The organism is Microbacterium sp. gxy059 (assembly GCF_050958665.1).
In the GTDB taxonomy this organism is placed as follows: Bacteria; Actinomycetota; Actinomycetes; order Actinomycetales; family Microbacteriaceae; genus Microbacterium.
Map to the genome: position 1 here is coordinate 15,020 of NZ_JAMXWT010000012.1, position 10,623 is coordinate 25,642.

At 68.6% G+C, this 10,623-nt stretch carries 19 protein-coding genes; all 19 read left to right on the top strand.

Going from position 1 to position 10,623, the window contains the following annotated elements; all coding sequences use genetic code 11:
• Positions 1-7 precede the first annotated feature (7 nt).
• Complete coding sequence (locus tag NHL53_RS08555; RefSeq protein ID WP_433776439.1) at positions 8-577, top strand: crossover junction endodeoxyribonuclease RuvC; 570 nt, start codon at positions 8-10, stop codon at positions 575-577.
• Positions 574-3,162: a DNA methyltransferase gene (locus tag NHL53_RS08560; protein WP_433776440.1), complete on the top strand. Its 2,589-nt coding sequence runs from the start codon at positions 574-576 to the stop codon at positions 3,160-3,162. Before NHL53_RS08555 ends, NHL53_RS08560 begins: the two co-directional genes overlap by 4 nt.
• Positions 3,159-3,509, top strand: coding sequence for a helix-turn-helix domain-containing protein (locus tag NHL53_RS08565; protein ID WP_433776441.1), 351 nt, complete (start codon positions 3,159-3,161; stop codon positions 3,507-3,509). The genes NHL53_RS08560 and NHL53_RS08565 overlap by 4 nt, the downstream gene beginning before the upstream one ends.
• Before the next feature lie 251 nt (positions 3,510-3,760).
• Positions 3,761-4,210: a hypothetical protein gene (locus tag NHL53_RS08570; RefSeq protein ID WP_433776442.1), complete on the top strand. Its 450-nt coding sequence runs from the start codon at positions 3,761-3,763 to the stop codon at positions 4,208-4,210.
• Positions 4,210-4,575: a hypothetical protein gene (locus NHL53_RS08575; RefSeq protein WP_433776443.1), complete on the top strand. Its 366-nt coding sequence runs from the start codon at positions 4,210-4,212 to the stop codon at positions 4,573-4,575. The genes NHL53_RS08570 and NHL53_RS08575 overlap by 1 nt, the downstream gene beginning before the upstream one ends.
• Before the next feature lie 232 nt (positions 4,576-4,807).
• On the top strand, positions 4,808-5,041 hold the full coding sequence (locus NHL53_RS08580; protein ID WP_433776444.1) for a hypothetical protein: 234 nt from the start codon (positions 4,808-4,810) through the stop codon (positions 5,039-5,041).
• A 23-nt stretch (positions 5,042-5,064) separates the two neighbouring features.
• Entirely contained in the window at positions 5,065-5,370 is a 306-nt protein-coding gene (locus NHL53_RS08585; protein ID WP_433776445.1) for a hypothetical protein, read from the top strand.
• On the top strand, positions 5,370-5,642 hold the full coding sequence (locus tag NHL53_RS08590) for a hypothetical protein (RefSeq protein WP_433776446.1): 273 nt from the start codon (positions 5,370-5,372) through the stop codon (positions 5,640-5,642). Before NHL53_RS08585 ends, NHL53_RS08590 begins: the two co-directional genes overlap by 1 nt.
• Entirely contained in the window at positions 5,642-6,154 is a 513-nt protein-coding gene (gene ssb / locus NHL53_RS08595; RefSeq protein WP_433776447.1) for a single-stranded DNA-binding protein, read from the top strand. Before NHL53_RS08590 ends, ssb begins: the two co-directional genes overlap by 1 nt.
• On the top strand, positions 6,154-6,357 hold the full coding sequence (locus NHL53_RS08600; protein WP_433776448.1) for a hypothetical protein: 204 nt from the start codon (positions 6,154-6,156) through the stop codon (positions 6,355-6,357). Before ssb ends, NHL53_RS08600 begins: the two co-directional genes overlap by 1 nt.
• A complete protein-coding gene (locus tag NHL53_RS08605; protein ID WP_433776449.1) occupies positions 6,351-6,722 on the top strand; it encodes a hypothetical protein in 372 nt (123 codons plus the stop codon). Before NHL53_RS08600 ends, NHL53_RS08605 begins: the two co-directional genes overlap by 7 nt.
• A gap of 242 nt (positions 6,723-6,964) precedes the next feature.
• Positions 6,965-7,531 carry a hypothetical protein gene (locus NHL53_RS08610; protein WP_433776450.1) on the top strand — a complete coding sequence of 189 codons (567 nt, stop codon included), beginning with the start codon at positions 6,965-6,967 and terminating at the stop codon, positions 7,529-7,531.
• A complete protein-coding gene (locus tag NHL53_RS08615; protein ID WP_433776451.1) occupies positions 7,528-8,316 on the top strand; it encodes a hypothetical protein in 789 nt (262 codons plus the stop codon). The genes NHL53_RS08610 and NHL53_RS08615 overlap by 4 nt, the downstream gene beginning before the upstream one ends.
• On the top strand, positions 8,313-8,516 hold the full coding sequence (locus tag NHL53_RS08620) for a hypothetical protein (RefSeq protein ID WP_433776452.1): 204 nt from the start codon (positions 8,313-8,315) through the stop codon (positions 8,514-8,516). The genes NHL53_RS08615 and NHL53_RS08620 overlap by 4 nt, the downstream gene beginning before the upstream one ends.
• Complete coding sequence (locus NHL53_RS08625) at positions 8,513-8,839, top strand: hypothetical protein (RefSeq protein ID WP_433776453.1); 327 nt, start codon at positions 8,513-8,515, stop codon at positions 8,837-8,839. Before NHL53_RS08620 ends, NHL53_RS08625 begins: the two co-directional genes overlap by 4 nt.
• The gene (locus NHL53_RS08630; RefSeq protein ID WP_433776454.1) at positions 8,839-9,216 is read left to right on the top strand and encodes a hypothetical protein; all 378 of its coding nucleotides are present in this window, start codon (positions 8,839-8,841) and stop codon (positions 9,214-9,216) included. The genes NHL53_RS08625 and NHL53_RS08630 overlap by 1 nt, the downstream gene beginning before the upstream one ends.
• On the top strand, positions 9,213-9,668 hold the full coding sequence (locus NHL53_RS08635) for a hypothetical protein (RefSeq protein WP_433776455.1): 456 nt from the start codon (positions 9,213-9,215) through the stop codon (positions 9,666-9,668). Before NHL53_RS08630 ends, NHL53_RS08635 begins: the two co-directional genes overlap by 4 nt.
• Positions 9,665-10,324 carry a hypothetical protein gene (locus NHL53_RS08640; RefSeq protein ID WP_433776456.1) on the top strand — a complete coding sequence of 220 codons (660 nt, stop codon included), beginning with the start codon at positions 9,665-9,667 and terminating at the stop codon, positions 10,322-10,324. The genes NHL53_RS08635 and NHL53_RS08640 overlap by 4 nt, the downstream gene beginning before the upstream one ends.
• On the top strand, positions 10,321-10,611 hold the full coding sequence (locus NHL53_RS08645) for a hypothetical protein (RefSeq protein ID WP_433776457.1): 291 nt from the start codon (positions 10,321-10,323) through the stop codon (positions 10,609-10,611). The genes NHL53_RS08640 and NHL53_RS08645 overlap by 4 nt, the downstream gene beginning before the upstream one ends.
• Positions 10,612-10,623: the final 12 nt, after the last annotated feature.

Here is a 10,623-nt window from a genome sequence, read left to right on the forward strand (position 1 = left end):
GCACATTGTGAGCAGTCCCTACTCTCGCGCACCCGAGAACGGTGCGCCAACCCCGATCTACGTCGGCCTCGATCTCTCCCTCTCCTCGACCGGCATCGCCACCATCACCTCGGCGTTCACGACCGTCGCGCGGGTGAAGACGAAGCCCGCTGGATCGTCCAGCCGCGATAAGGCGAACCGCCTCGACCGCATCATCGGCCTCATCCGTGCCGAGATCCCTCGCACGGATGACACGGTCGTCGCCGTCGAGGGGCCGGCGTTCGCGTCGAACGACCGCGGCGCGCACATGCGCGGCGGACTCTGGTGGATGGTCCGGTCGATGCTCGAAGACGATGCGCTCGACGTGCTCGTCATCCCGCCGTCGAACGTGAAGAAGTACGCCACCGGGCGCGGGAACGCGGGCAAGGACGAGGTACTCGCGGCGACGATCCGCCGCTACCCGGACGTCGACATCACGGGGAACGACGAGGCCGACGCCTACGTGCTCGCCGCGATGGCCGCGCGCTACACCGGGCACCCGATCGAGGCGTCTCTGCCGGAGGCACACCTCGCCGCGATGAAGGGCGTCGGACGATGAGCGCTCTCCTGTCCCCCACGTTCCTCGACGCCGCACCCTGCAGCTACGAGGGGTTCCTGCGCGAGAAGGTCGCGTTCGACAAGTCGTTCGGCTTCGAGGTCGACGACGCGGCGCTCTCGCCCGCGCTCCTCCCGCATCAGCGGGACATCGTGAAGTGGGCCGTGCGCGGCGGCCGGCGCGCGATCTTCGCGAAGTTCGGTCTCGGCAAGTCGATCATGCAGCTCGAGACGCTGCGGCTGATCCTCGACGACCCGCGCTCCGGCGCGGGCTACGGTCGGGCCCTGATCGTCGCGCCCCTCGGTGTGCGCGGCGAGTTCATCCGCGACGGCCGCGACCTGCTCGGCATCGAGGTGCGCTTCGTGCGCCGCACCGAGGAAGTCGATCCGACCTGGTGGGGCATCTACGTCACGAACTACGAGTCCGTGCGCGACGGGAAGCTCGACGTGACGATCTTCGACGCGGTCAGCCTCGACGAGGCGTCCGTTCTGCGGTCGTTCGGGTCGAAGACCTACCAGGAGTTCCTGGGCCTGTTCGACGACGTCCCCTACCGGTTCGTCGCGACCGCGACGCCGTCCCCGAACCGACACAAGGAGCTGATCCACTACGCCGGATTCCTGGGGATCATGGACACCGGTCAGGCGCTCACCCGGTTCTTCCAGCGCGACAGCTCGAAGGCCGGGAACCTTCGCCTCTACCCCCACAAGGAGCGCGAGTTCTGGCTGTGGCTGAACACGTGGGCCTGCTTCGTGCAGCGACCCTCCGACCTCGGGCACTCCGACGAGGGATACGACCTCCCGGACCTGTCGATCGCCTGGCACCAGGTGGAGGCGGGCATCCAGTCCGACGAGATCGAGCGCGACGGGCAGGGCGTGCTCGTTCGCGGCAGTGCGAAGTCGCTGCAGGCCGCCGCGCGCGAGAAGCGCGACACGCTCCCCGCGCGCATCGCGAAGGCGATCGACCTCGTGCGCGCGCACGTCGCCGAGCACGGCGAGGCGGATCCGGTCGTCATCTGGTGCGACCTGAACGACGAGCAGGATGCCCTCGAGCGGGCACTGCGCGCCGAGGGATTGCCGTTCTCCAGCGTCCACGGTTCCCTCTCCGACGAGGAAGCCGAGCAGAGGCTCGACGCGTGGCGCGACGGGAAGACCGCGGAGCTGATCGGCAAGCCCATCCAGCTCGGGCAGGGCCTGAACCTGCAGCGCTCGAACACCGCGATCTTCGTCGGCGTGACCTACAAGTTCAACGACACGATCCAGGCGGTGCACCGCATCCAGCGGTACGGGCAGACGCGCCCGTGCACGGCACACTTCATCTACGCCGAGACCGAGTCCGAGGTGCGTGATTCGCTGCTCGAGAAGTGGGAGGAGCACGACCGCCTCACCGAGACGATGAGCGACGTGATCCGCGAGTTCGGGCTGAACCCGGCCGCAATCTCCGCGGCCCTCACCCGCACGATGGGCGTCGAACGTCGCGAGGAGTCCGGCCCGGAGTGGGCCATCGCGCACAACGACTGCGTCCTCGAAACCCGCGATCACATGGACGAGAACAGCGTCGATCTGGTCGTCACGTCGATCCCGTTCTCGAACCACTACGAGTACACGCCCAGCTACAACGACTTCGGGCACACCGACGGCAACGACCACTTCTGGCGACAGATGGACTACCTCACGCCCGAGCTGCTGCGCGTCCTCAAGCCGGGCCGGATCTACGCGTGTCACGTGAAGGACCGGATCCAGTTCGGCGCGGTCACGGGCGCCGGCATCCCGACCGTCTCCCCGTTCCACGCGGAAGCGATCGCTCACGGCTTGAAGCACGGCTTCGACTACATGGGCATGATCACCGTCACCACCGACGTCGTCCGCGAGAACAACCAGACCTACCGCCTCGGCTACACCGAGATGCGCAAGGACGGCTCGAAGATGGGCGTCGGCTCGCCGGAGTACATCCTCCTGTTCCACAAGCCCCAGACCGACCGCGCGAAGGGGTACGCCGACGAGCGGATCGTGAAGGACACCGCCGACTACTCGCTCGCGCGGTGGCAGATCGACGCGGCAGCCGACTGGCGGTCCAGCGGCGACCGGATCCTCACGCCCGCCGAGCTCGTCGCCCTCGCGCCCGAGGTTCGGTCGCGCCTGTTCAAGGACCAGTCGCGCGCGAACGTCTACGACTTCGACGCCCACGTCGCCACCGGCGAGGCGCTCGCGGAGAAGAACGCGCTCCCGTCGACGTTCAAGTCCCTCGACCCGGGGTCGTGGCGGCCGGACGTGTGGGACGACGTGAACCGGATGCTCACCCTCAACGGCGAGCAGTCCAGGCGCGCGCTCGAGTTCCACATCTGCCCGCTGCAGTTCGACATCGTCGACCGTCTCATCGAGCGCTACTCGAACAAGGGCGACGTCGTCTACGACCCGTTCGGCGGGCTCGGCACGGTGCCGCTGCGTGCCCGGAAGCTCGGCCGGCGCGGGCGGGCCGCCGAACTCAACCCGACGTCGTTCCGCGACGCCGTCATGTACCAGCGCGAGCTCGACCAGGAACAGGCCACACCCACCCTGTTCGACCTCCTCGAGATCGAAGGCGTCGCATGAACACGGGCGTGGTGATCTCGGACGAAGTGCTCGACAAGGTGCGTGCGGCGACCAGGGCGGGCAGGTCGGCGTCACAGATTGCGGAGGAGTTGGGTGTCTCCGTGCGGTCCGTCCAACGGTGGCGGGCGCGCGTGAAGGTAGCGCGGCCCGCGGTAGTGCGCCGCCCTGACGATGCGCGCGCTCGGGCCCGGGAACTCGTCGAGGACGGCGCCTCATTCAACGAGGCTGCCCGCACGCTCGGCATCTCGCCGACCACGATCCGCAGATGGTTCCCGGACCTCCCCGCATGGCCCAACGACGAAGTGACCGAGTTCGCGAACGCGGTCAGGAAGGCAGGTGTCCTGTGAACCTCGAACGGGCGGACGTCCCCGCGCTCGGCGGCATCACTCTCGACACTGCGGGCCTCGACTACACGAGCGAGGCCTCGTCATGACGCCGATGTTCTATCGGCGCTCGGCGCCCGAACCGCAACCGCACGAGCGCCGCTCGCCCTGCCGTCGCGGCTGCTGCTGGACACCGCACGGCCATTCGGCCGTCGTCGATCTCTACCCGCCGCGCCACCCGAAGGCGTGTCGCTGCCACCCGGAAGGAGTAAGCCGTGGCTGACCGAACACCCGCCCGCGCTCTGCGCGCCCTCGAAGCACGTGACGGCCGCGTGTGCGTCATGACCGGCACGAGCGGCGAGCGCCTCGTCCCCCAGCATCGCGCCGGCGGGATGGGCGGGCGCCGCAACAAGCACGAGCTGCCGCGTCTGCTCTGGATCGACAGCATCATGAACGGCCACATCGAGAGCGATCCCGAGTGGCAGGCGACCGCGAAGGCGTGGGGCGTGAAGATCTCCCTCCACGCCGACCCCGAGCGAGTCCCGGTCTGGTTCCGTCACGAACACACGTGGTTCGTGCTCGAGGGCGACGGCCGGCGCCCGATCTCAACCGGGACCGCTCTCGACATGATGCTCGCGGTCTACGGATCCGACTACCTGCTGTGGAAGGCCGTCGCGGATGGCACCGAGCGGGCGCGCGTGATGTTCCTGCGGGGCGTGGCCTGATGGCGACGGGGCTGCCGTGGATTCGGATCGACAGCGACATCGCGTCGAACCCGAAGATCGCGGATCTCATCGCGGAGCACGGCGCGAAGGGGAAGGCGGCCGCGTTCGTGTACGTCGCCGCGATCGGCTACGCAGCCGCTCATCAGACGGACGGGCACATCCCTCGGGGCGGCCTACTCATCTGCCACGGCACGCCGAACGACGCACGGCTCCTGGTCGATGCGGGCCTGTTCGAGCAGGCGGAGAAGGGCTGGCAGGTCGCGAACTACGCCGAGCACCAGCCGACGCGCGCCGTCGCTGAGGCCGCCGCGGCGGAGCGCTCGGAGCGAGCAAGGAAGGCAGCAGAAGCGAGGTGGGGAAAGTGAATGCGGAACTGATGCGCCGAGCATGCCGCGTGCATAGCGCCGGGCATGCGAGGTACCTGCCATGCCCGAATGCTTGGCGATGCCACGGTACGGAACGTAACGATACGAAACGGGAGAGCATCCAAGACCAAGGTGAAAATCCTTACGTTCCTGATGCGCGAACCCCTGTGGATAACTCGGATTTCTCGCGTCGATTCGTGACCACAGTGCCCCGCCCGATCGGGGTGACGGCATGAACCGCGACGACTACCACCGGAACGCGGTCCTCGACAGCACGCTGCGTGACTTCGACGCCGCCGTCGAGCGAGCCGAGGCTCGCGCACTCGACCGGCTGTCCCGCAAGGGCTTCCGGTTCACGACGATCGCGCAGGCCCGCGCCCACCTGACGACGGTGCTGCGTGCCGCGCGAGCGCAATCCGAACTCGCCGCCGAAACGGCGGCATGGACAGACAACGCCCGGCGCTGACCGGGCCAACGAAAGGAACACCCATGAGCAAGCTCACCATCTACGGAGCATCCGACGACCTCGTGGAGATCGAGGGCGAGTTCCGAGAGGAGTTCTCGGCATACAACGGCTGGCGTGGCCGCGTCACCGCCCCGGACGGCGACGCGCTAATCATCACCGCCGAGTACGGGAAGCCCCGCGGCGAGGCCGAGTGGACGCTCGGCGTCGAGAACGCTGGCACGTGGCCGTCGTGGCCGATCTACTTCAGCGAGCGCCCTGACCGCGACGACGATCCGGCCATCGTGATCGACGTGCCCGCAGGGACGATCGTCGAGGAGGTGGCGATCTGATGGCCGGCGAGAGCTTCACCAAGCCGAACAGGTCGCAGGTCGTTTTCCTGCACCTCCGCCCCGGCCAGTACCCCACCGACCTCACCGTCGTGAAGGTCGCAAAGTCGCGCGACGCCCTCGTCGGGCCCGGGACCGTCATCGTCAAGGCGCGCATCACGGTGCCCGGCACGTTCTTCGACGAGGCGCTCCCGTTCGTCGACATCGCGTTCAAGCCCGGCGACGAGATCCAGCCGGCCGAAGTCACCATCACCGCTGAGGAAGAGAGCAACTGATGACTGCCACGATCACGATCCACGGCGGCCTGACGGCCGCGCCCGAGCTTCGATACACGCAGGCCGGGAAGCCGGTCTGCAGCGGAAGCGTCGCCTCGACGGACCGCTACCGCGACCGCCAGACGGGCGAGTGGAAGGACGGGAAGAAGCTCTACCTGCGGTGGACCGCGTGGGACCAGATCGCAGAAAACATCGCCGCATCGGGCCTCGACAAGGGCGCGCAGGTCGCGATCACCGGGAAGCTCCACACCCGCGAGTACGAGGACCGCGAGGGCGTGCGTCGCACGTCGACGGAGCTCGAGGTCACGGACTTCGCTGTGTCACTCCGGCGGGCGACGGCGCAGGTCGCCCGGAACGCGCCGCGGGATGCCTCCGGCGGGGCTCACGCACCCTCGCAGGGGTTCCAGGCCACTCCCCCGGCCGAAGCGCCTCAGACGCCTGTCCAGGACTCGTGGTCGAGCACGGCGCCCGACTCGTGGGGCGTGCCGAACGACGGGGAGGCTCCGTTCTAATGAGCGCGACCTTCCGCGCCCGCTACGACGGCACGTGCGCCGCCGACTGCGACCAGCGCATCGACCCGGGCGACGAGGTCACGTACCTCGACGGCCAGCTCGTGCACGTCGGCTGCGAACCGGTCGACGACGAGCCGGCACCGCGCCCTGTCTGCCCGATCTGCTTCACCGAGACCGCGCTGAACGGAGCCTGCGCATGCTGACGACCATCACCATCCCGCGCCCACATGTCCCGACCGGGCCGCTGGGCGTCCACGAGGACCGTGCGGACGCGGACTACCTCCGCGCCGTCATCTCGAAGATCGACACCGGGTACACGCGCGTCGGCGGCTCCGGCGTCACCGCGATGATCCGGTCTCTCGTCGCCGACGCCGCCGAGGCACTCGAGACCCCTCCCAACGCCCCCGGCCGCGACATCGTCCAGCTCGTGCGAGACCTCATCGACCCCGACGAGTGCTGGTTCGATCACAACGGCGGATGCCAGGCCCATGGGTACTTCTCTCTGCAGCCGGGCGAGCTCTGCCCGAACGCGGAAGCGAAGGCCTGGATCTCGGAGATGGGCGCATGACCGTCCTCTGCGCTGCCGCGCTCGGAGAGATCCCAGGCGTCCGTCCATGCGCCGAGTGGGACGAGCACCGCGTGATCTGCCCCGATCATCCGCGGTCGACGTCACGCCCCGGCGTCTGTCTCGGGTGTCTCCCGAAGTCCGCCGACCGCGGGTTCCTCTGCGAGGAACACTTCGAGCAGGTCGAGACCGCGCTCGACGCGTGGCCACGCTGGGAAGAGCTGGTCATCGCAGCCGACGGCCGAATGAAGGCCACGGAGGGCGGCTCCCAGCCCCTCGGCTACGTACCCCTCACGGCCGCGCATCTCGCGCTCGACGAGTGCCGCAGGCACCTCGCGTCGTGGGACGGCGGACGGGCCGACCTGTGGGTGTCCACCGAGGAGGGCGCGCGGGATGCTCTCGCGTTCGCGCAGGCCGCGCGCCGCGCTTACGCGCAGATCGAGGTAGAGGAACGCCCCACGAAGTTCGAACGCGTCCGCTGCCCCTCCTGCGGGCAACTGTCGATCCACGAGAACCCCACCACGACGGTCGGCGGAACAACGCGGGTCGAGTGCCAGCACTGCGGCGTCGAACTCACCCGCATCAGACTCCTCTCCGCCCGGTGGACGGGATCCGACCTGTGCAGTACGGGCCTGCACGTGTCCTGCGATCGCGCGCAGTGCTCGTGCGAGTGCCACAGGCTCGGGCCAGCGTCGCGGCAGGGCGGGATCGAGGCGCTATTCGACGCCGACCTCGCCGCCCTCGGCTTCACCCCACGGGATGCGTGGATCGCGCACCCCGACGAGACCATCACGAAGGAGAACGCAGCATGAACCTGGAGACGGAACAGCTGATCGAAGGGGTCCGCGCACGCGCTCGGGCCCGATCCTCGCACCCGAGCGCCGCCGTGCGATCCGACGCGGACCGCATGATGCGGCTCGCCGACGCCATCGAAACCGTGGACCTGAACGGTCAGCATTACGCGCACAGGATTCAGGTCGACCTGGCGGTCGCCGATCAGGAGCGTGGCGAGCTGGCCGCGGCCGTGGAGCGGGTCCGGGAGTACGCGGACACCCTGTCCACGGCGGCGATGGGCGAGCGATTCCCCGCAGTGCAGATCGGCGCGGAGATCCTCGATCTTCTCCCGGGCGGGTCCCAGAGCCCGCACACTGGGCATCACTGCGACCAGAGTGATCATCACTGTGACTCAGTGAGTCACAGTGAGACCGCAATGACGCTCGCTGAGGGCGAGACTCAGGCCCTCATGAAGATGCGGAAACTCGGCGTAGACGATGCGGCGGACCGCTTCGGAGACGCCGCGATTCTCGAGGCAGCAGGGGCCTCCCATGACCTCGTGCAGATCGCGGCCAAGATCGCTGCGACCGTCCGGATCGCGGGAGAGGACCTGCTGGCGATGGAACGTCACGGCATCCGGGTAGATGTCGCCAGGCCCTCGAAGATCGAGCCGGTCGCGTGGCGCGACCGCGAGGGCGACGCGTGGGTCGACGCTGACGGCGGCCTCCGCATGGTCGGCGATTCGACCGTCGAATCCCGCCGGCTCGTGGAAGCGACCTACGGGCCGCTGACCCCGATCCACGAGAGCGAGGACACGCTGTGAGCACTCGAGACGCATGGCACACGTTCGTCGCGTCCGTCGTCTGGATCACCGCAGCGATCTGGCTGGTCGTCGCACTCATCATCGGCGCAGACACGGCCCTCCCCGGGTTGATCGTCGTCGCCGCCTTCATCTGGGCGGTCCTGACCCGGATCGCCTCTCTCGAAGACCGTGTGAAGCAACTCGAAGGAGGAGACCGGTGACCGACTACGACGACCTGATCGCGGAGGCGCGCAACCGCACGACGACTCACGCGGCGCGGAACCCGGAAGGATCCCGCGATCTGGAGCTGCGCCTGGCGGACGCCCTCGAAGCCGCCGAGCGGCAGGCGTCCGAGTGGGAGGCCGCCGCACACGCGGGGTTCGAGGGGACCGTCCTTGCCCGGAACACGCGAGACGCCGCTCTCGACAAGCTCGCGAAGGGGCTGGAAGAGGTCGAGGAGCTTCGACGGCAGGGCTACCCCGTCGGTGTTCTCTTGCGCCTTCTCGCGGGCGCCGAGCCGATCCACGAGAGGGAGGATGGCTGATGGGGTACGCCGTCTACGAAGACCGGGCCGCGCGCGACCTCGGGGTCGACCGCTGGGGAGGCTACGGCGTGCCAGCGATCTGCGACCAGCCCGAGTGCACCACGGAGATCGACCGAGGGCTCGCGTATCGGTGCGGGGATGCCGGCGAGAACGGATGCGGGCTCTCCTTCTGCGATCTCCACATGTACATCGGCGGTGACGGCCCGCAGAGGTGCCGACGCTGTTGCGACGAGGAGCAGCCGTTCCTCCCGAAGCCGGACGTGCCCGAGTGGGAGCGCCACATGCTCACGGACGAGTCGTGGGCCGAGTGGCGCGCTGAGAACCCGGAGCGCGTCGCGCGCATGCGGGCCGCACTCGAAAGCGAGGACAAGCGATGAGCGACCAGCAGCCGTTCACGCCGAGCGTGGACGAGGGCCGACTGGTCTACATGGCGGATGGGCTGCGGGGGCTGAGCGTTTCCGCCTCGAATGAAGAGCGTCGTCGCTACCGAGACGAACTGCGCGCCGAGTTCGACCGCATGATCGAGGCCGTCCGCGCGGAGGAGCGCGAGAAGTACTCCCCGGAGAAGGACGAGCGGCTCGCACGCTATATGGCGCTCGTCACCCCGCTGGGATACGCGTCGGCGCTCGAAGTCGTCAACTCGCTGACCGCGATGGTGAACGCCGAAGCGAGGGGAGACGAGATCGCAGAGAAGGCGCGCCAGGAGGAGCGCGAGAGGGCCGCGCAGATCGCGGACGAGGCGGCGCGGAACTGGGCCTCGACCTACCGCCAGTTCGCCGCAGACGAGATCGCCGCCCGGATCCGGGCGCAGGGAGAGGAGCAGGCATGAGCATCGAGAGCGACCGCGAGGCGCTGAACGTCCTGACGAGCGTCTTGGGGCAGGACAAGCTGTGGGACCTGACGGGTGAACAGCCTGCGTTTCTGACTCGGAGGGCCGCTCGCGAGGTCCTCGCTGCGGGGTTCCGTCGTGGCCCCGTGACGGTCACCGAGGAGATGGTCGATAGCGGCAGCGAGGTGATGGCGTGGGTGGCGTACCGGAGCGACGTGGGGCCGAACCCGCAGCACCTCAACCGTGAGCGTGCCGCGTTCCGGGCTGGATGGCGCGCCGCCCTGGAAGCCGCCCTGGAAGCCGCTCTCGGGCCGGTCGAGGAGCCGCTCTCGCAGCACCCCGCGATCGACGGCGCGATCGAAGCGCTCGACTTCGTTGCAGACCGAATGGACGACTTCGCCTACGACGAGATCCGCTCGGCCATCGAGAGCATCCCGGACTGCGAGAGCGCGACGGCGATGCCGCACGAGGAGCACGAGCCGGAGTGGGAGTACGCGGTGCGCTGGTTTGCAACCGAGGGGCGCCCGATTACCGATATCGGAGCTGACCGTGAGGACTGCGAAGCGCTTGCGGAAGACCAGGAGGGCTTCGCGCAGGCTGTGCGTCGCCGAGTCGGCCCGTGGGAGCCGGTCGAGGGGCAGGAGGACACTCGATGAGCGAGCGTCTTGAGCACGAGTGCGTGTTCGCGGAGGAGCAGGAACCGTCCGGAAGGCTCATCCTCGCGCCGTGCCTCGTGTGCGACTACTCCGCGATGGACGCGCTGAACCAGCTACGCAGCGATGTCGAGATGTGGTCCTCCACGGCCACGGATCTGGTCCGAGACATCCGCGCGCTCGCTGAGGACTTCCAGGCCAACGGGAACTCCCGGCCCCTCGGAGATTCTTCCGCAGCTGTCTGGCATAAGGCAGCATCCCAGATCCTCAAGCGATTGGACCGATCATGACCGCGGCCGGAG

What these genes read in the sequence shown, in the direction of transcription:
- NHL53_RS08560 (WP_433776440.1), top strand. Translation starts at nt 574, where the DNA reads ATGAGCGCTCTCCTGTCCCCCACGTTCCTCGACGCCGCACCCTGCAGC.
- NHL53_RS08565 (WP_433776441.1), top strand. Translation starts at nt 3,159, where the DNA reads ATGAACACGGGCGTGGTGATCTCGGACGAAGTGCTCGACAAGGTGCGT.
- NHL53_RS08575 (WP_433776443.1), top strand. Translation starts at nt 4,210, where the DNA reads ATGGCGACGGGGCTGCCGTGGATTCGGATCGACAGCGACATCGCGTCG.
- NHL53_RS08580 (WP_433776444.1), top strand. Translation starts at nt 4,808, where the DNA reads ATGAACCGCGACGACTACCACCGGAACGCGGTCCTCGACAGCACGCTG.
- NHL53_RS08585 (WP_433776445.1), top strand. Translation starts at nt 5,065, where the DNA reads ATGAGCAAGCTCACCATCTACGGAGCATCCGACGACCTCGTGGAGATC.
- NHL53_RS08590 (WP_433776446.1), top strand. Translation starts at nt 5,370, where the DNA reads ATGGCCGGCGAGAGCTTCACCAAGCCGAACAGGTCGCAGGTCGTTTTC.
- ssb (WP_433776447.1), top strand. Translation starts at nt 5,642, where the DNA reads ATGACTGCCACGATCACGATCCACGGCGGCCTGACGGCCGCGCCCGAG.
- NHL53_RS08600 (WP_433776448.1), top strand. Translation starts at nt 6,154, where the DNA reads ATGAGCGCGACCTTCCGCGCCCGCTACGACGGCACGTGCGCCGCCGAC.
- NHL53_RS08605 (WP_433776449.1), top strand. Translation starts at nt 6,351, where the DNA reads ATGCTGACGACCATCACCATCCCGCGCCCACATGTCCCGACCGGGCCG.
- NHL53_RS08610 (WP_433776450.1), top strand. Translation starts at nt 6,965, where the DNA reads ATGAAGGCCACGGAGGGCGGCTCCCAGCCCCTCGGCTACGTACCCCTC.
- NHL53_RS08615 (WP_433776451.1), top strand. Translation starts at nt 7,528, where the DNA reads ATGAACCTGGAGACGGAACAGCTGATCGAAGGGGTCCGCGCACGCGCT.
- NHL53_RS08630 (WP_433776454.1), top strand. Translation starts at nt 8,839, where the DNA reads ATGGGGTACGCCGTCTACGAAGACCGGGCCGCGCGCGACCTCGGGGTC.
- NHL53_RS08635 (WP_433776455.1), top strand. Translation starts at nt 9,213, where the DNA reads ATGAGCGACCAGCAGCCGTTCACGCCGAGCGTGGACGAGGGCCGACTG.
- NHL53_RS08640 (WP_433776456.1), top strand. Translation starts at nt 9,665, where the DNA reads ATGAGCATCGAGAGCGACCGCGAGGCGCTGAACGTCCTGACGAGCGTC.
- NHL53_RS08645 (WP_433776457.1), top strand. Translation starts at nt 10,321, where the DNA reads ATGAGCGAGCGTCTTGAGCACGAGTGCGTGTTCGCGGAGGAGCAGGAA.